This window comes from Edaphocola flava, from assembly GCF_004118155.1.
Classification (GTDB): Bacteria; Bacteroidota; Bacteroidia; order Chitinophagales; family Chitinophagaceae; genus Edaphocola; species Edaphocola flava.
The window spans coordinates 505,148-525,188 of sequence record NZ_SAIQ01000001.1; the positions used below are offsets into that span (position 1 = coordinate 505,148).

Annotated in this window: 17 protein-coding genes; 12 read left to right on the forward strand and 5 right to left on the reverse strand. The window is 44.9% G+C overall.

What is annotated here, in order from left to right:
* Window positions 1-26: 26 nt before the first annotated feature.
* A complete protein-coding gene (locus EMP01_RS02300; RefSeq protein WP_317125587.1) occupies window positions 27-992 on the reverse strand; it encodes a 3-hydroxybutyryl-CoA dehydrogenase in 966 nt (321 codons plus the stop codon).
* Between the two features lie 141 nt (window positions 993-1,133).
* Between EMP01_RS02300 and EMP01_RS02305 the strand changes: the two genes are divergently transcribed.
* On the forward strand, window positions 1,134-1,826 hold the full coding sequence (locus tag EMP01_RS02305) for a hypothetical protein (protein WP_129019875.1): 693 nt from the start codon (window positions 1,134-1,136) through the stop codon (window positions 1,824-1,826).
* Window positions 1,827-1,898: 72 nt separating this feature from the next.
* Here EMP01_RS02305 and EMP01_RS02310 read toward each other — a convergent pair whose 3' ends face one another.
* Complete coding sequence (locus EMP01_RS02310) at window positions 1,899-3,221, reverse strand: sugar MFS transporter (RefSeq protein ID WP_129019876.1); 1,323 nt, start codon at window positions 3,219-3,221, stop codon at window positions 1,899-1,901.
* A 51-nt stretch (window positions 3,222-3,272) separates the two neighbouring features.
* Here EMP01_RS02310 and EMP01_RS02315 point away from each other — a divergent pair, with 51 nt between their 5' ends.
* From EMP01_RS02315 to EMP01_RS02345, 7 genes are all read left to right on the forward strand, one after another.
* Window positions 3,273-4,205: an ROK family protein gene (locus tag EMP01_RS02315; RefSeq protein WP_129019877.1), complete on the forward strand. Its 933-nt coding sequence runs from the start codon at window positions 3,273-3,275 to the stop codon at window positions 4,203-4,205.
* 35 nt (window positions 4,206-4,240) lie between these two features.
* A complete protein-coding gene (locus EMP01_RS02320) occupies window positions 4,241-5,476 on the forward strand; it encodes a dihydroorotase (RefSeq protein ID WP_129019878.1) in 1,236 nt (411 codons plus the stop codon).
* Between the two features lie 6 nt (window positions 5,477-5,482).
* Window positions 5,483-6,043 (forward strand): DUF4199 domain-containing protein, encoded by a 561-nt coding sequence (locus tag EMP01_RS02325; protein WP_129019879.1) that lies wholly within the window; start codon window positions 5,483-5,485, stop codon window positions 6,041-6,043.
* Between the two features lie 13 nt (window positions 6,044-6,056).
* Window positions 6,057-7,004: a glycosyltransferase family 2 protein gene (locus EMP01_RS02330; protein WP_129019880.1), complete on the forward strand. Its 948-nt coding sequence runs from the start codon at window positions 6,057-6,059 to the stop codon at window positions 7,002-7,004.
* Window positions 7,005-7,053: 49 nt separating this feature from the next.
* Entirely contained in the window at window positions 7,054-8,220 is a 1,167-nt protein-coding gene (locus tag EMP01_RS02335) for a 1-deoxy-D-xylulose-5-phosphate reductoisomerase (protein WP_129019881.1), read from the forward strand.
* 27 nt (window positions 8,221-8,247) lie between these two features.
* Window positions 8,248-9,618 (forward strand): RIP metalloprotease RseP, encoded by a 1,371-nt coding sequence (rseP, locus tag EMP01_RS02340; protein WP_129019882.1) that lies wholly within the window; start codon window positions 8,248-8,250, stop codon window positions 9,616-9,618.
* An 81-nt stretch (window positions 9,619-9,699) separates the two neighbouring features.
* Entirely contained in the window at window positions 9,700-10,350 is a 651-nt protein-coding gene (locus EMP01_RS02345; RefSeq protein ID WP_237559450.1) for a heme exporter protein CcmB, read from the forward strand.
* Window positions 10,351-10,427: 77 nt separating this feature from the next.
* On the opposite strand, the gene EMP01_RS02350 is transcribed toward EMP01_RS02345, so the two are convergent.
* Window positions 10,428-11,192 (reverse strand): hypothetical protein, encoded by a 765-nt coding sequence (locus EMP01_RS02350; protein ID WP_129019884.1) that lies wholly within the window; start codon window positions 11,190-11,192, stop codon window positions 10,428-10,430.
* A gap of 296 nt (window positions 11,193-11,488) precedes the next feature.
* Between EMP01_RS02350 and EMP01_RS02355 the strand changes: the two genes are divergently transcribed.
* The 4 genes from EMP01_RS02355 (at window position 11,489) to EMP01_RS02370 (ending at window position 15,657) form a co-directional block, all read left to right on the forward strand.
* Window positions 11,489-12,688 carry a hypothetical protein gene (locus EMP01_RS02355; protein ID WP_129019885.1) on the forward strand — a complete coding sequence of 400 codons (1,200 nt, stop codon included), beginning with the start codon at window positions 11,489-11,491 and terminating at the stop codon, window positions 12,686-12,688.
* 47 nt (window positions 12,689-12,735) lie between these two features.
* Window positions 12,736-13,380 (forward strand): phage tail protein, encoded by a 645-nt coding sequence (locus tag EMP01_RS15650; RefSeq protein ID WP_237559451.1) that lies wholly within the window; start codon window positions 12,736-12,738, stop codon window positions 13,378-13,380.
* Between the two features lie 193 nt (window positions 13,381-13,573).
* A complete protein-coding gene (locus EMP01_RS15655) occupies window positions 13,574-14,218 on the forward strand; it encodes a phage tail protein (RefSeq protein WP_237559452.1) in 645 nt (214 codons plus the stop codon).
* Between the two features lie 17 nt (window positions 14,219-14,235).
* Window positions 14,236-15,657 (forward strand): T9SS type A sorting domain-containing protein, encoded by a 1,422-nt coding sequence (locus EMP01_RS02370; RefSeq protein ID WP_129019886.1) that lies wholly within the window; start codon window positions 14,236-14,238, stop codon window positions 15,655-15,657.
* 64 nt (window positions 15,658-15,721) lie between these two features.
* Here the strand turns inward: EMP01_RS02370 and EMP01_RS02375 are convergent, their stop codons facing one another.
* Entirely contained in the window at window positions 15,722-18,859 is a 3,138-nt protein-coding gene (locus EMP01_RS02375; protein ID WP_129019887.1) for an efflux RND transporter permease subunit, read from the reverse strand.
* Window positions 18,860-18,931: 72 nt separating this feature from the next.
* On the reverse strand, window positions 18,932-20,035 hold the full coding sequence (locus EMP01_RS02380; protein ID WP_129019888.1) for an efflux RND transporter periplasmic adaptor subunit: 1,104 nt from the start codon (window positions 20,033-20,035) through the stop codon (window positions 18,932-18,934).
* Between the last annotated feature and the right edge of the window lie 6 nt (window positions 20,036-20,041).

Here is a 20,041-nt window from a genome sequence, read left to right on the forward strand (position 1 = left end):
AGTAACAGATTACCTGTGCTGTAGTATTATTTCCATTGATTACCGGCAAAGCTGTCGCTTACCACCAGTTCTTTGCTACCTGAAGTGTATTTGTAGAAACCTTCTCCGGATTTAGCACCCAGACGGCCCGCCTGTACCATATTGGTCAGTAAAGCAGCAGGAGCATATTTAGGATTACCGAAACCGTTATGCAGTACGTTCAGGATAGACAGGCAGGTATCCAGACCGATAAAGTCTGCCAGTTGCAATGGTCCCATCGGATGAGCCATACCTAATTTCATAATCGTATCGATCTCTTCTACACCAGCTACACCTTCCTGCAGGCTGATGATCGCTTCATTGATCATTGGCATCAGGATACGGTTAGCGATAAAACCAGGATAGTCATTTACTACGCAAGGTACTTTACCAATGTGTACAGACAGATCATAAATTACTTGTGTAACTTCTTTTGTAGTCGCGTAACCATTGATGATTTCTACCAGTTTCATTACCGGAACCGGGTTCATGAAGTGCATACCTACAACCTGTGCCGGTCTTGACGTTACGGCAGCGATGCGGGTAATAGAGATAGAAGAAGTATTGGTCGCCAGGATCGCATGAGCCGGAGCTAAACGATCGATGTCTTTAAAGATTTTCAGTTTCAGGTCTACATTTTCTGTAGCGGCTTCCACTACCAGGTCAGCACCGCTCAGGCCGCCTTCCATATCGATATGGGTAGTGATATTTGCCAGGGCGGTATTTTTCTGCTCTTCGGTAAGGCTGCCTTTAGTGATCTGGCGGTCCATATTTTTACCGATATTGGCCAGTGCCTTATCCAGGGCCGGCTGAGCGATATCGATCATTTGTACTTTATAGCCGTTTTGGGCAAATACATGCACGATACCATTTCCCATAGTACCTGCACCGATTACAGATACTGTTTTAATTTGCTGAATATTGCTGATAACTGTGGTTGCTTCTGCCATATCCTTAATTGCTGTTTCTGACATTATTAATTTTTTTGAGAACATACAAAAATACAACAATTTCATAATGTTTGCTTCAAGCTGTTAATAATGTGGCGTTAAATATATTAGCAGCTGCAAAACCGTCAAATAACTTTATCTTCGCAGCCAAATTTATTGCCTTTTATGCCTCAATCGCATTTAAAAATCAATACACTCGACCATAAGAAACCATTGCGCGTACTGGCCAATATCGTTTCTGTTGTGTGCCACCCGGTCTTTATGCCGGTTATTATGACCTTCGTGCTGTATGGCATCAATAGGGTAAGTTTTGGTAACATTACCATGAAAACGATGTATAGCTGGACGGGTATTCTCGCACTGAATACAATCTTTTTTCCCCTGGTCACTATTTTCCTGCTGAAGCGCTTAAACTTCATTGAAAGCATCAAACTGAATAATTCCAAAGACAGAATTATTCCCCTGATCGCCACCATGATCTTCTATTTCTGGGCGTACATGGTGTTCAAGAACATGAAACAACCGGAAGTAGCACCGCAGGTACTGCGCATTTTCCTGCTGGGTAATTTCTGGGGTATCATTGCCATTTTCATGGTCAATATCTTTAAAAAAGTGAGCATGCATGCGGCTGCCGCAGGTGGTATGATCGGTATCCTGATCGTTGCCATGATCGTAAGCCGTGTCAACCTGTTTATGCCGCTGATGATCTCTCTGCTGATCGCTGGTATCATCGGTTCTGCAAGACTGGTTTTACGGGCACATACCAATGGAGAGATAGGCCTGGGGTACATTCTGGGTATTCTGGCACAGCTGGCATCTTATTTCTACATCACCCGCCTGATCAATATTTTTGATTAATTTCACTAGGTAATTTACATAAGAAAGCCTGCACATTTTGTGCAGGCTTTCTTATGTATAATCACTTTAAACTTATCTCTTTCCTATACGGTATCCTTTCAATGCGAAGTACAGGATAAACAGATATGCAGGAATCATCATATAGTAAGCGGTCTGCACAGTGATGCCATTCAGTTCAGATATGCGGCCATACAATGGTGGTAAAATTGCCCCGCCTACAATGGCCATAATCAGCAATGCAGAACCCATTTTTGTAAAACGGCCCAGGCCATCTATCGCCATAGGGAAGATTGCAGGCCACATCACGGAATTGGAAAAGCCTAACAAAGCAAAGAACCATACCGCAGGATGCGTTGGAATGCTCAGCTCCTGCCCCATAAGGGTGAAGGTTTTCAGGCCAGCTTCTCCATTAGTGGTTACCGATAGTACTACCAGTAACATACTTAATATACAGGCAACCACAAGTGCTTTGCGCTGACTGATATATTTGGGAATAGCCCAGATACCGATCCCATAACCCAGTAATAAGGTATAGCCAGTATAGGTCGCCAGGTGTTTGGATACATCCAGAGAATAACCGAGGTATTTACCAAAGCCGGTAAAGGTATCATAGCTGATTACCTCTACCCCTACATAGAGGAATAAGGCCAGCACACCGATCACCAGGTGCGGGAACTCCAGTACGCTTGATTTCTGAACTGCAGTAGCATTTTGCACTTCTGGTGCATTATCCTCATCCGGAATTTCAGGAAGGTGGGTAAAAAACAGGAGTAGACCCACAAGGGCAAAGGCAATAGCAATCCAGGTGTATGGGGTAATTACTTTCTGCGCCAGGGCATCCAGCGTTTGCGCCTTCATTACCGGATCCATTGTAGTCAGTTGTTGTTCCAGGGCATCTCCGTCTTTCAGAATGATGCCGCCCAATGTGTATATGGCTATAATTCCCGCAATTTTATTACATACCCCCATAATGCTGATTCTACGGGCAGCACTTTCCTTAGGTCCGATCGCTGCAGCATAAGGGTTGGAAGCGGTTTGCAGCAGTGCCAGTCCCGTGCCAATGATAAACAGGCCGGTCAGGAACAGCGGGAAACTACGGGCATTGGCTGCAGGAATAAATATAAGAGCGCCAATAGCCATGATGAACAGACCCAGAGACATTCCTTTCTTGAAACCGGTAGCTTTTAGTACGTAGGATGAAGGGATGGACATGACAAAGTATGCCGCAAAGAATGCAGTGGCTACATAATATGATTGGGTAGTCGTCAGCTGACAGGCAAGCTTCAGGTAAGGAATCAGCTGGCTGTTGGCCCAGGTGATAAAACCGAAGATGAAAAAGAGCAGCCCGATAATCAACAATGCAAAGCCGTAATTATTTTTATTATTATCCTGCATTTATATATATTTTTGGCGTCTAAAGTACAATTATTGTTGTTAAGTTAAGATATGAACGATAAAAAATATGCCATCGGAGTAGATATTGGCGGCACCTATACCAAATTCGCGCTTGTTGATGAAGCAGGTAATATCACCAGAGAACAAAGAATCCGTACAGACAGTTTTCCCACACCGGAAGATTTTGTACAGGGCCTTTGCCTGCATCTGCAATCGATCCTGGATCAGCATAATGAAAGAAGCCCGATACGGGGTATCGGCATCGGTGCGCCGAGTGCCAATTACCATACCGGGGTGATTAACGGTTCTGCTAACCTGCCCTGGCGCACTTACATTCCCCTGAGGGATATGGTTGCGGCACAAATGGTGGGCATGCATACCGTCGTAACCAATGATGCCAAGGCTGCTGCTTTGGGCGAAATGCAGTTTGGCGTGGCCAAAGGCATGAAGGACTTTATGGTCATTACCCTGGGTACCGGTATCGGTAGTGGTATCGTATCTAACGGGCAACTGATCTATGGACATGATGGTATGGCGGGTGAGGTAGGTCATATTATAGCCAAGCCTAATGGTCGTCCCTGTGGCTGCGGCCGTAAAGGCTGCCTGGAGACGTATGCCTCTGCGACTGGTATATTGGTGACTGCTCAGAAAATTATGCTGGCTAACAGGCTGATCCCTTTTGAAACCTCGCAGGAGATTACAGATGCAGCCATGATGGGCAACCCTATGGCGATGGAGATCTTTAACCAGACCGGTAAAGTGCTGGGTAAGATACTGGCTCATGTGCATACAGTCATCTCTCCGGAAGCGATTATTTTCTTCGGCGGACTGGCCAATGCCCGGGAGTACTTGCTGGTACCTACACAAAAGGCATTTGAGGAAGAATTATTATTTGTTTACAAAGAACGCAAACCACAATTCCTGGTATCGGCGCTGCAACATAAAAACGCAGCAATACTGGGGGCCGCAGCTTTAGTTTTTTAATTCACTTATTACCAAAAGGTTTATCTTTGCGCATTATGTCATCCGTTCTTATCAAAAACATTCAGGTTGCCGATGCGACCTCTGCGCACAACGGCAAAACTGTAGATATACTCATTGAAAAGGGCCAGGTTACCCAGATTGGGAAATCGCTTAAAGTAACGGCCAAACAGACCATCGAAGGAAAGGGCAGATTTATAGCCCCGGGATGGATCAGCTTAATGACTGATTTTGCCGAACCGGGATATGAGCATAAAGAAACGATTGAAAGTGGCCTTAATGCTGCTGCACAAGGTGGTTTTACACAAGTTATCGTTGTGCCGAATACCAATCCGGCACTGGCTACAAAAAGTTCTGTGAGCTTCGTACAGCAGAGCGCCAAAGGGCATCGTGTTCAATTGAAAGTAATGGGTGCTGTATCGCAGCAGCTGGAAGGTAAAAATCTGGCTGAAATGCTGGAGATGTATCATGGAGGGGCTATTGCCTTTACCGACGGCTGGAAACCGCTACAGCATGCAGGACTGATGCAGAAAGCACTGGAGTATGTGAAAGCATTTAACGGTACAGTAGTACAGATTCCGGTTATGGCCGAACTTTCGGACGGACTGATGAACGAAGGACCTAATTCTGTACAGCTGGGCATGCCGGGCATACCGGTTATCGCAGAGACTTTACTGGTAAACCGCGACATTGAACTGGCCCGCTATACAGGTTCTAAACTGCACCTCTCCGGTGTAAGTACTGCTGAAAGCCTGAACCTGATCAAAAAAGCTAAAAAAGATGGTGTAGCCGTAACCTGTTCGGTAACGCCATATCACCTGCTGTTTACAGACGACAGCCTGTCGACCTACAACAGCTTATACAAAGTAAATCCCCCGCTGAGAAGCGAAAAAGACCGCAAAGCGCTGATCAAGGCGCTGGAAGATGGTACTATTGATGCTATTGCAACACACCATAAGCCGCAGGACTGGGATTCGAAAGTTAAAGAATTCGAATACACCCAATCCGGTATGGCTACTCTGGAGAGCTGCTGGCCTATGCTGCGTAAAGCGGCTCCGCATGTTACTGCAGCACGCTGGGCTGCCCTGCTATCTCAGAACATCGCAACCATATTCGGACTGGAAACTACTTCTGTTGCAGAAGGTTCCATTGCGGACTTCACCCTGTTTGACTATGATACGGAATGGATGCTGACACCGGAAAATAAAGCCAGCCTTGCCTTTAACACGCCATTGCTGAACGAAACACTTACCGGTAAAGCTCAAATTCTCTAGTTTATTATGAAGAAAAAAAATATTGCCTTCGGTATCAAAGCCGGATTGATTATTGCAGCGCTGTATGTGCTGATGTTGTGGATCAAATTTAGCTTCCTGAGCTATAATCCTTTTGCATTTTACCTGGGTAGCTTTATTTCTTACTTTATTATTATCGCTGCATTGGTCATCACCGGTACGCAAAAGCGCAGCAGTTTAGGCGGATATGCAGAGATTAAAGATCTGTTCCAGCCTATATTTATCGCGATCATCTTTGCAGAGGTAGCATATCTTTTATTTACTTATTTTTACCTGAATTATTTCAACCCTACATTCTTCCAGACCTACGAGCAGTCGATGGATGCTTTTGCGCATAAGAATAAAATGAGTGCGGAAAAGATCAAGGAGCAGATAGAAATGGTGCGGGGTCAGGCCAAATCCAGTAAGGATTTCTGGGGATTAGCCAAGAACCTGCTGGCCCGCTGGGTAGTGGTAGATAGTATTTTCGGACTGATGATTGCCTTCCTGTTGCGTAAAAAAACACCGCAGCAACTGATGGATATGCATATGTCCAAACAAGAACTTTAAACCCGACAAACAAGTGTTAGATTTATCTGTAGTAGTACCTTTATTGAACGAAGAAGAATCGCTGCCGGAACTGGCTGCGTGGATAGATCGTGTCGCACAGGCACATCAGTACAGCTATGAAATCATCTTTGTGGATGATGGTAGTACAGATGACAGCTGGGATGTAATACAAAAATTACGCAGCGCCAATCCAAATATCAAAGGCATTAAATTCCAGCGTAACTATGGCAAGAGTGCCGCACTGAATGAAGGCTTTAAAGCGACTAACGGATATGTTGTGATCACTATGGATGCTGACCTTCAGGATAGTCCTGATGAAATCCCTGAATTGATGCACATGATCCGTGAAGAAAAATTCAATCTGGTGAGTGGCTGGAAAAAGAAGCGTTTTGATAATAGAATTACTAAAAACCTGCCTTCTAAATTCTTCAATGGCGTAACCAGCCGCATGTCTGGTATCAAACTGCATGACTTTAACTGCGGACTGAAAGCCTATAATTATAAAGTAGTCAAGAGTGTGGAGATATATGGTGAAATGCACCGCTATATTCCTGTTCTGGCTAAGAATGCCGGATTTAAAAAGATCGGCGAGAAAGTGGTACAGCACCAGGCCCGTAAATATGGGGTATCCAAGTTTGGCTGGAACCGCTTTGTGAATGGATTTCTGGATCTGCTCACCGTACAGTTCATCGGGCAATTTGCCAAAAGACCTATGCACTTCTTCGGACTACTGGGTGCCTTCCTGTTTTTTATCGGTTTTATTTTTGTGTCTTACATGGTTATCTGTAAGCTGATCTGGTGGGATGCTTATGGTATTGTCAACAGACCACCATTCTATATCTCATTGACGCTCATACTGATGGGAACGATGTTCTTCCTCTCTGGTTACCTTGCCGAACTCATTGTTCGTAACGCGCCGGAGCGTAATCATTATTATATTGACGAAAAATTAGGACTTTAACATCCTTTTAGATCATTATATTTGCGAACATCCCCCAAAAGCAGACAAAATGGCTCAGAAAAGGTTAGCAATACTTGGCTCAACAGGCTCTATAGGTACACAGGCATTGGCTATCGTCGATGCTCATCCGCAATTATTTTCGGTAGAGATACTGAGTGCCCATTCCAATGCAGCGCTGCTGATCGAACAGGCCGGTAAGTACCAGCCCAATGCAGTAGTGGTTACGGATGCGAAGGCATACGAAACGGTAAAGCAGGCTTTATCCGGATCGAATGTAAAAGTATTTGAGGGACATAATGCCCTGAACGAGGTGGTACAATGGGATACCGTAGATTTTGTACTCGGTGCTATTGTTGGCTATGCGGGCCTCCACTCTACCCTCTCTGCCATTGAAGCGGGCAAAACCATTGGTCTGGCCAATAAGGAAACCCTTGTGGTAGCGGGCGAACTGGTGATGCAGAAAGCAGCTGAGAAAAGGGTACCGATTATTCCGGTTGACAGTGAGCATTCTGCTATATTCCAGTGTCTTGCAGGCGAACGTATGGATACGATCGAAAAGATCATTCTTACGGCCAGCGGCGGACCTTTCCTGGGCAAGAAACCTAACTTCCTGGTTAATGTTAAGAAAGCGCATGCATTGCAACATCCTAACTGGTCTATGGGTGCTAAAATCTCGATTGACTCTGCTACGCTGATGAATAAAGGCCTGGAGATGATAGAAGCGAAATGGCTTTTCGGATTGCAGAATGAGCAGATCGAAGTGGTGATACACCCGCAATCTATCGTTCACTCCCTGGTACAGTTTACCGACGGCTCTATCAAAGCACAGATGGGCCTGCCGGATATGAAACTGCCTATACAATACGCGATGGCATTCCCGCATCGTATCCAGAACGACTTCCCGAGGTTTCAGTTCAAGAACTATGGTACACTGAACTTTGAAGATCCCGATATCAAAACTTTCCGCAATCTGCAACTGGCTACACAGGCAATGTACAAAAGCGGCAATATGCCTTGCGTAATGAATGCCGCCAATGAAGTAGTAGTAAACGCATTTATCAACAATAAAGTAGGCTTCCTGGAAATGAGCGATATTATCGAGCAGACCATGGAACAGCTTCCGTTTATCGAAAAACCGAATATGGAAGAACTGATAGCCTCTGATACGGAAGCCCGTGCTTACGCAGAGCAGTTATTACATAACAATGATTACTAAAAACCTATTAATACATCAGAATTTCTCATGAGTGGACTTTGGGTGCAGATTGCACAATTTTTCGTAGCACTTTCCTTGCTGATCGTTTTACACGAGGGAGGGCACTTTTTCTTTGCACGCCTGTTCAAAACAAGGGTAGAAAAGTTCTATCTTTTCTTTGACTTTCTCTTCCCTTTCAGCAATATCCTGCCTTTCTCTTTATGGAAAAAGAAAAAAGGTGATACAGAATATGGTATCGGCTGGTTCCCCTTAGGTGGTTATGTAAAGATCGCTGGTATGGTGGACGAGAGCATGGATAAAGAGCAACTGGCCAAGCCACCGGAGCCGTGGGAATTCCGCAGCAAGAAGCCCTGGCAGCGCCTGCTGATTATGCTGGGCGGGATTATCATTAATATCCTTACTGCATTTGTAATTTATGCTATGATCCTCTTTGTATGGGGAGAAAAGAAATTACCGATGGCTGAGCTGAAATCGGGTATCGAAGTGGCTGATAGTCTTGGTTATAAGCTGGGCTTTAAAGACGGCGACCAGGTAAAAAAGGTGAACGGTGAAACACTGGTTTACTATAACGATCTGATGCCGAAAATGCTCTATGCACAAAATGTTACCGTGACTCGCAACGGCAAAGACACCACATTTACCCTGCCGGTTAACTTTGTAGAGCAACTGGTAGACAATAAGAATAAGACATTATTTACCGTACCATTCCCTGCTGTAATAAGAGGGGTGACCAAAGATAAACCTGCTGCACAAGCCGGTATCATGGCCAAAGATGTGATCGTGGCAGTAAACGGCCAACCTGCATCAACTTTAATGCAATTCAAAAATGCATTATTGCTGCACAAAGGTACTACCATACCTGTATCGGTATCCCGCAATGGTACACTGACTACAGTAAACACTGCAGTATTAGAAGACGGTACTATCGGTATTGAATTAAAACTGCCTGAAAATAATGATGAGCTGGCTGAAATGGCTAAGGTCAATATGGAAGTAAAAAAATACACTTTCTTCCAGGCAATACCTGCTGGTATGACTATGGCCAAAGATAAAATTGGTCAGTACTTAGGCCAGTTTAAACTGATATTTAATCCTAAAACCGGTGCCTATAAAGGTGTGGGTGGTTTCGATTCCATGCGTAAGATCTTCCCTGAAGAGTGGCACTGGCAGTCGTTCTGGAATATCACAGCCTTTATCTCCCTGGCATTGGCGGTGATGAACCTGTTGCCTATCCCGGGATTAGATGGTGGCTATGTAATGTTTACCTTATGGGAAATGATTACGGGTCGCAAACCGAATGAGAAGTTTATGGAGATCGTCACGACCATAGGCCTGGTGCTCCTGCTGATCCTTATGGTAGCGGTCAACGCCAATGACATTCTGAAATACTTTAAATAATACATGATAAAGGGCTGCTGCAGAAGCGGCCCTTTTCTTTTGAATTACCTATTTTTGCAATCCAGGAAAAACAGATCGCACGTGAATACCGTATTAACTCTTATCAAGAAAGACATCCTGCTGGAATGGCGTCAGAAACATACATTCTTCAGTGTATTGCTGTATGTCAGCTGTACGGTGTTTGTGATCTATATGATGGCGGCACAACCCGAGACTAAAATCTGGAATGCTTTATTCTGGATTGCACAGCTGTTCATCACGGTAAATACGGTAGCTAAAAGCTTCCTGCAAGAGAATGCAGCCCGTAACCGTTACTACTTTACCATTGTGCCCCCGGTACAATACCTGCTGGCAAAAATGATCTATAGTGTAGTGCTTATGCTGATCATCTCTCTGCTTACCCTGGGCTTATTTTCCTTATTGCTGGGCTACCCCCTGCTGCGTCCCGGAATGTTCATATCCGTCGTATGTCTGGGTGCAAGTTGTATGGCAGTACTCTTTACCTTCTTGTCTGCTATCGCTGCACAGGCCAGGCAGAATGCGGCACTGATGGCTATTATGGGCTTCCCTATTGCTATTGTGATGCTGATGATGCTGAGCAAGCTGTCGAATGCAGCGTTGTCGAATGTACTTCAGGAGGGCTGGATGATGCTATTAGCAGTCATGCTGGGCATGAACTTCCTTATTCTGGGGATCGGGGTGATCCTGTTTCCTTTCCTCTGGAAAGAATAATAAGTACAAAAATCTATTACATAAAAAAGAGTGCTGTATCATAACAGCACTCTTTTTGTATCTGGTTTTGCTTCAAATTAGAATGCGAAACCTAATCTGATACCAGTAACGATACCAGGCGTAAATGTAGCTGATTTACCAGCAGATTTGTTAGTAACTGTAGTAGTTACGTTGTTGAATGTTTGCGTCAATTCAGTTTCGCCCATTGTAGTAGAAGTGTAACCTAAACCAGCTTCAACACCCAGGTATACATTCTTAGCAATGTAGTAATCAGCACCAACCATAGCACGTACACCCCATACAGTGTTGTTCATGCTTTTAGAATCGAAAGAGTAACCAGTCGTGTAAGTACCGCCCTGAGTAGCATTTTCGCCGTTAGCGTGTGCACTCATGTTACCAATGATGAAATCAGCAGCTACATAAGGAGACAGTCTTCTTGTACCCATGAAGTGTTTTTCAGCACCGATGTTGAACAATACAGTTGTGTTACTCTCTTTTACGAAACCTTCTTCGCTACCAGTACCGTAAGCATTAGTTCTTTCGAACTCGTTAGTGATGTTAGCACCCAGTCTTACAGCCCAGTCGTTAGTAACGAAATAACGAAAACGCAGCATACCAGCATTGTTGTTCAGGCTTAAACCTGTATTACCTAAACCACCTGTTAAACCTAACTCAGCAGTTACATTGCCAGCGTGTGGTTTCAGGAAGTCATGCTCAGCATTTTCGCCGCCCATGTTTCTGAAGCGTTTTCCATCACGACCAGAGTAAATACCTCTTTCTTCTTGTGCGTTAGCAGCCAGTGCAAATACAGACAGACCAACAATTGTCATTAATTTTTTCATAAAACAAAGTGATTATTTGATTGTAAAAAGTGGCGCAAATTACTCATTAATTTCAATATTTTGACATTTTTCGACAATTTGTCGAACTAATATATTGTTAAAGTCTGACCATCACAAAACATTGCTACCCTTTAATTTAGGGGAAAAATCCCCTTTTTTTACAATTAAATAGCAGTGAATTATATGAATAGAAGAAAAAACATTTAGCTTTACATTAACGTATTCAACTACACAACTTTAACACAATCAACTATATATAAAACATTTCTATTCACTCCTCAAAATTACTGTACTACATGAAACAATTTTACTCCGGATGGTGTAAGGCGATTGCCGTCTGTACATTCATCTTTGGTTGTCATACCCTGACCGCCCAGAATAACCTCGGTATAGGTACTGCCAGTCCCAGCGCCAGTGCAAAACTGGATGTAAGCAGTACCACACAAGGCTTGCTTATGCCCAGAATGACACAGGGCGAGCGTGATGCCATCAGTAGCCCTGCTACTGGTCTTATGATCTTCCAGACCAACAATACTCCTGGCTTCTATTACTACACGGGCTCTGCCTGGCAGGCGGTAAGCTCATCTGGCAGCAGCAGCTCTGGTGCTGATATCTATGGCAATGGTGCAGCAGGTGCGCTTAATGTAACGGTAGGTAACACTGTTGACTGGTCTGCATCACCTCCTTCAGATCTGAATTTTCAATTTTCCAGTATTACGATTGCCGGTACCCTGATTGTACCCAGCGGCACCAAAATACGCTGCAGCGGCAACGTTTCTATTACCGGAACCATTACGGTATTACCTGCAGGCAATACAAACTTTGCCACTGTTGGTGACAAAGGTATTGCACATACAATAGCTGTATTCAGCACTAATACCTATGTACCACAGGCAGTACGTACTGCATCTATTCCCAGCCTGATCAATATCCCTGTATACGGCGGCGGTAGCGGTGCCGGTGCCAGTAGTGGTACCAGTACTGGTGGTGGCGGTGGCGGATCCTTTGCGATCTATGCCAAAGGAACCTTAACCGTAAGTGTCGGTGCAGTAGTTGCGGCTAATGGAGCCAATGCCGTACTTGCTGATGCGGCCGCCAATAATGCCGGTGCCGGTGGTGGTGGTGGCGGACTGATTGTATTAATGTCCAAAGGCGCTATGAGTATAGCCGGAACAGTAAGAGCCAACGGAGGTAACGGAAGTGATGCTGCTACTGTATCGGGTAGTTACCGTGCCGGCGGCGGCGGAGGAGGTGGTGGTGTCATTATCATGGCAACTTCTGCTACGCCTAGTATAACCGGAACCTTACAGGTAAACGGCGGAGCTATCGGAGCTAATACTACTACTGGTACCTCTGCTGGCAGCTTCGGAGGTGCCGGTGGAGCATCTGGTGGTAATGGCGGTGTAGGTGGTGTTGCCAATACAAATGCCGCATCGGCCGGATCTTCAGGAATCGTCAAAACTATTGTTTCTGCCAACCCGGAAAATCTATATTAATCCAGGATTATAATCAATTCTTCTCACTAATTAAACATAAAAACAAAATGACAAAAACATCTACGCTCATCAAACAGATGATCTGCACCCTGGTATTAATGCTGAGCGCATGGACCATTCAGGCACAAAACAATGTGGGTATCGGTACTACCAGCCCAGCCAGCAGTGCTAAACTGGAAGTAAACAGTACCACACAAGGTATGCTGATTCCACGCATGACTTCTGCGCAAAGAATCACTATCAGCAGTCCGGCAACCGGCCTGATGGTGTACCAGACCGACGGTGCCGCAGGATTTTATTTCTACAACGGTGGTGGCTGGGTTTCTCTGAGTAGCTATACCTTACCATCACAATCTGGCAATTCCGGAAAGGTACTTAAAACCGATGGTTCTAATGCTACCTGGCAGGATGCTGTAACTACAGAAGCAGTGCGATTTTACATTTGTGTAGCAGGTATTTTTCCAACTTATGACGACCTGGCTTATGAATCTCATTCTATGGGTGAAATCATTATGCATGGCGGCAGCTTTAACAGCACCGGAAGCTGGTTGCCTTGTAACGGACAGATCCTGAGCATTGCACAGAATCAAGCACTGTTTGCTATCCTGGGCACAACATATGGTGGTAACGGACAAACTACTTTTGCCCTGCCTAATCTGAATAACCCATCTAAGATCCCTACTGGTCGATAACCTTATACAAAAGAACCTATGAATTTCAAATCTAAACAAACACTGGACCTTGGTATTGTCGGTGCGGATATGCCCATACAATTACAGCCTTTGCAGGTTAGGTTTTACAGGCATCATCAAAGCAACTGTTTCGTCTGATTCAGTGCTTGTCCATCTTCATCAGGTCTTTTTCACTAATTAAACTTAAAACAAAATGAACAAAACAAATACGCTCATCAAGCAGATAATCTGCACACTGGTATTTATGCTGAGCGCATGGACCATCCAGGCACAAGATAACGTTGGTATCGGTACCACAAGTCCGTCAAGCAGTGCGAAGCTGGAAGTAAACAGTACCACACAAGGTATGCTGATTCCACGCATGACTGCTGCACAAAGAGTCGCTATCAGCAGTCCGGCAACCGGATTGATGGTATATCAGACCGATGGTACTGCAGGCTTTTATTTCTACAACGGTGGTAGCTGGGTTTCTCTGAGTACTTATACACTGCCTTCTCAACCAGGTAATGCCGGCAAAGTGCTGAAAACAGATGGCGCCAATGCAAGCTGGCAGAATGCTGTAGCTACTGAGGGTGTTAAATTCTACATTTGTGTACAAGGTATTTTCCCAAGCTATGATCACCTGGGCGGAGAATATCATTCCATAGGTCAAATTATCATGCATGGCGGCAACTTTAACAGCACCGGTAGTTGGTTACCTTGTAACGGACAGATCATGAGCATTGCACAGAATACAGCACTGTTCTCTGTCCTGGGTACCACTTATGGTGGTAACGGACAAACTACTTTTGCCCTGCCCAATCTGAATAACCCATCTAAAATCCCTACCGGTCGATAATCTTAAAAAAAGAAATTATGAACTCCAAATCTATAAAAACATTGGGCCTTGGCCTTACGGGTGTATGTATGGCACTTACTGCATCGGCTCAGGTGTTCTATAACAACGGTGCAGAAATATTCGTCAACACCGGCGGTGCTATGCAGGTAAATGGTGATATGACCAATGCCTCCGGCAGTACCTTTACCAACAATGGTACGGTTACCGTAACCGGCATCCTGACCAATAACCAGACGATGGTTGCACCAACTACAGGTACACTTACCTTTAATGGTACCGGTGCACAAACCGTAAACGGAAGTGCACCCTACCTGGCCAAAGATGTGGTGATCAATAACCCTGCAGGGGTAACCCTGAATACACCATTGGTAGTATCGGGTAATATGACCTTTACCTCCGGTGATATCGTTGCTGCCAGTACAACTACGCCAGTAACCTTTACCAGTACAGGAACGTACTCGGGTGCCTCTAACAGCAGCCACGTAAATGGCTATGTGGTTAAAGAAGGTACGGGTACCTTCAGCTATCCGGTAGGAAATGGTACAAATCTGCAAAAAGTAGATTTAAATCTTTCTGCCAACGGAACGGGTATGCGTGTTAAATACAACACGGGCAGCGCCGGTGGTAATAACTACACTACTACAGGAACAGATGCCACTCCCCTGGCGGTTTACAATACTGGTGAATACTGGGATATGACTCCGCTGACTACCGCAACCGGTGCAGTAACTATTTACTGGGATAATGTAAATAATATTACCATCACCAGCACTTCAAGCCTGCGTGTAGCACATAAAAGTGGTGCAAACTGGCTGAATGAAGGTGGCCTGAATATTACGGGTAATACTACTGCAGGTAGTGTTACGAGTAACCCTGTAAGCACCTGGAGTCCGTTTACTTTAGGCGCGACTTCTATTACTGCCCTGCCGGTACACTTACTGGATTTCACCGCAAAAGCAACGGATAAAGGTAGCCTGCTGGAATGGAATACTGTTTCTGAAGAGGAACAAACCCGCTATACTGTTGAACGCAGTGCTGATGCAAAAACATACAGCAGCATCGGAACGGTACAAGGTCTGGGAGAAAGCAAGAACAGCTATTCTTTCCTGGATGAACAACCGTTAAGCCCGGTTAACTATTATCGTCTGCGCATTACAGAACCTGGTGCTGATGCAACATACAGCCCGGTACGCCTGGTTCGTAATGAAGGAAAAGGCAGCTTAACTGTTAGCCCCGTTCCTGCACATGACTACATTATGCTGACGAACAGCAATACAGCACTCAATGGCAAAGCTGCCTGGATCAGTGACCTGCAAGGTAGATCTGTATTGAACTTTACAATAGCAGAGCAGGTACGTCTGTCTACAGATCACCTGGCTGCAGGTATGTACATTGTACATCTTCCTGATGGTCAGAATCTGAAGATTATTAAAGATTAGTCCACTAAAATTCAAAACAAAAAAGGCCATGCATCATTGCATGGCCTTTACTTTTATAATCAGATTATCCCTGTATCAATCCTGCTTTTTTGAGCAGTTTACGATTCTTGCGTTTATGGATTAAGTTATAGGCATAGCTATAAATAATCGGTAGAATCAACAGGGTAAGGATGGTGGAGGTCACCAGACCACCGATCACTACAATAGCCAATGGCTTCTGTGTTTCAGAACCCACTCCGGTGCTGATCGCAGCTGGTATCAGACCAATAGCCGCCATCAGGGCAGTCATTACAACCGGACGTATACGTGAGGCCACGCCCTGATGTATTGCTTCGTCCAGGTGCATTTTAGCCTCCAGGTTTTTACGGAATTCGGTAATCAGGATTACCCCGTTCTGTATACATACCCCAAACAGGGCAATGAAACCGATGCCGGCAGAGATACTGAAGTTCATATGGGTAACATGCAGGGCCAGTATACCTCCGATCAATGCGAATGGTACATTCATAATCGTCAGCAAGGCATCTTTTGCATTACCGAAAGTGACGAACAGGATCATAAAAATAGCGAGTAAGCAGAGTGGTACTACATTACTCAATGTATTGCCTGCTCTTTGTGCATTTTCAAATTCACCATTCCAGGTCATAGTATAGCCCTGTGGTAGTTTAATGTTTTTAGCCACAAGTGCCTGTGCTTCTTTAATCGTACTACCCAGATCACGACCACGGATAGAGAACTTAACCGGAATATAGCGGGAGTTATTATCACGATACACGAAACTCGCACCAATCAAGGATTTGGAGGTACTGATCTCGCTGATCGGGATCTTGGCACCATCCTGTGTTGGTACCATCAGGCGGGCAATTTTATCATCCGCATCACGGAACTCTTTGGCATAGCGTACCCGGATATCAAACTTACGTTCTCCCTCATACAGTTGGGTAGCGGCTTTACCCCCGATTGCCATTTCAATCACCGAGTTGGCATCCTGGATATTCACACCATACATGGCCATTTTTTGCTGATCCAGTTCTATGCGGTACTCGGGCTGTCCGAGGTTACGCAATACGCCCAGGTCTTCGATACCTTGTACCTTCTTTAACTGATCCATTACCTTATTGGATAAGGAGTCGAGTGTATTGAAATCCTGACCGAATATTTTAACTGCAAGAGAAGCCGGAACACCCGCCACTGCCTCATCTACGTTATCACGGATCGGCTGAGAATAGTTGTATAATACGCCCGGGATTTTGCTGAGCTGATCATTCATCTTATCTACCAGCTTATCGGTAGTTACCCCTTTAGGCCAGTCTTCTTTTTGTTTAAGGTCTACGGCAATCTCTACATTGAAAAACCCTTTGGGATCGGTACCATCTACGGTACGGCCTACCTGTGCCAGAGTGTGATTTACTTCCGGAAATTTCTCAATAATTTCCATCATTTTACGTGCCACCTCATTGCTCTGATCTAATGACGAGCTCATGGGCAACTGTGCTTTTACCCACAAGGCACCTTCATCCAGCTCCGGCAGGAACTCAGAACCCAGGAATTTGGCAGACCCAAAAGACAGGGCCATAAATACCAGTGCGGACAGGAAGCTCACTTTTGGATGCGAATAGGTCCAGCGGAAGGCACGTCCTATATACTTTTCAAAGAAATGTACAACCACATTATGCTTCTCTTTTACATTCTTACGCAGCAGTACACTGGACAATGCAGGTACCAGGGTAAGGGTGTACAAAAGCGCACCCAGCAGGGCAAAGCCCAGGGTAAAGGCTAATGGAGAGAACATCTTACCTTCTACTTTCTGAAAGGCGAAAATCGGAATCAGACAGGTAATGATAATCAGTTTGGAGAAGAAGATGGACTTACCCATTTCTGTACCCACCTGCTTGAACAAACCTAGCTTAGCCAGTTTATTAAAGCGTTCCATACCGACTTCTCTCGACTTATGATCGAGGGCTACAAATATACCTTCGACCATAACGACGGCACCATCGATAATAATACCAAAGTCTACCGCTCCCATCGATAGTAAGTTTGCAGACATGCCCCGCATGCGCATGAGCATAAACGCAAATAATAAAGAAAGCGGTACAATGATGCCTACAATAAGCGTAGTGCGCCAGTCGGCCATAAAGATGAGTACAATCAGCGTTACCAGTACAATACCCTCTACGAGGTTATGCAGCACCGTATGTGTTGCATACTCCATCAGATGGGTACGATCATAGAAGGGTACGATCTTTACATCTTTGGGCAGGATATTATTATTCAGTTCATCTACTTTGGCATGGATCAGGTCCAGTACCTCTTTTGCGTTTTCACCTTTACGCATCACAACAATACCTTCTACGACATCGTCATTATTATCGAGATGAACCTGCCCCAGGCGCGGCTTTTCGGTCTCTACAACCTTAGCCACATTCTTTACCAGGATAGGTACACCATTGGCTTTGGTGACAATAATATTATTGATCTCATCAATATTGTTCAGCAAACCAATACCACGTACGATATAGCTCTGTCCGTTCTTTTCGATGACATCGCCACCGACATTGATATTACTTTTATTCACCGCTTCATACACATCCAGGGCAGATAAACCATAGTTGGCAATATCCTGCGGGTCTACCCTTACTTCGTAAATTTTCTCTCCGCCACTGAATGTATTTACATCAGCAACACCTGGTATGGATTTGAATTTGCGGTCCAGTACCCATTCCTGTATGGTGTTGAGCTCACGGATGTTGCGTGTTTTGCTCTTCAGTATATAACGGTATACCTCTCCTGTAGGACCGTATGGCGGCTGCACATCCGGCGACGCGCCATCGGGCAGATCGGCCCCTCCTATGCGGCTCATGACCTGCTGACGGGCAAAGGCATCATCTACATGATCATCAAAGATGAGGCGGATATAGCTCAGACCAAAGGAAGAGGTGGAACGCAGGTTGATCTTGCTTTGCACCGAATTTAACTGTGTTTCCAGTGGTATGGTTACGAAGCGCTCTACCTCTTCTGCACTGCGGCCGGGCCACTGTGTGATGATAATGATCTGGGTATTGGTGACATCGGGAAATGTCTCGATGGGTGTTTTGGTATAACTTACATACCCGATTACAGCCATGACTGCTGTCAGGAAAAACACCAGGTATCTGTGTCTGAGGGAAAAGTGTATGACCCCCTTAATTACTTTATTCATGTGGAAAATATTTTTAAACTGCCGCAGGACTCATGTACCGGGCATTGTTTGTGATAGATACTATATGGTACCTTAATATTTCTGTAGTTCTTCAAAAAGCAGGGACTGGTATTTAGTCACTACTTTCTGTCCTAATTTCAGGTCTTCTGCCTGGATGAATGTGAGATCATCTGCCTTCTTGATCACATGCACTTCTACAATCTGCAGGTCATCTTTGGCATTAAATACCACGACATAGTTTTTACTGTCGACAGATATCAGGGAACTGGTAGGAATACAGGTAGCCATACTGCCTTCTGTATTTTCCACAATTACTTTTACAAACATTTCCGGTTTCAGCAACAGGTCTTTATTGGCCAGGCTTATTCTTACCGCCATAGATTTATTTTCGGGGTCCAGCACATCGCCTACTTTTTCAATCTTGCCTTCAAACACTTTATCCGGGTAAGACATCGGTATGATCTTTACGCTATAGCCTTGTTTTACTTTCGGAATGTCGGACTCATACACATTCGCATTTACCCAAACATTGCTCAAGTTTGATACGGTGAAAATATTCTTACCATCATCAGAACGGATGAAAGCACCTGTGGTAGCGTTTTTAGCCACTACATAACCGTCAATCGGGGAGGTCAGAGTATAGTTACCACTCTGCGTAGCACCGCTACCGCCGTTAATGCTGATCTCCGCTTTGATGCGATTGGCCTGTGCCAGTGTTTTCTGGTAGTTTTGCTTTGCTTCTACATACTCCCGTTCGCTGCTGATGCCGTTTTTATACAGGTTCTCTGCACTTTCCATTTCTCTTTTAGCAATCGATATATCGGCATTGGCGCTGTTCAGGTCACTATAGCTACCGGCTACATCGGCACTTTTGATTACGGCCAGTACCTGGCCTCTGTGTACAAAATCGCCCAGAGAAACCGTAGTAGAAACGATCTGCCCGCTGCTGCGGGGAAATATATTCACTACATTATTCTCATTGAAACTTACGCTACCGGTAAGGGCCAGCTGATCCACTTCCGTACTGGTGCGTACAGAGTCCAGCGTTATCATGTTCATCATCGTATCACTGATGACGTATTTTTTATTGGAATTATCCTGTGGTTGTTCTTTACTGCCGCAGGCGGTAGCCCATACCAGCATGCATAATACGGGAATGCTTATCTTAAAATTCATGGTTAT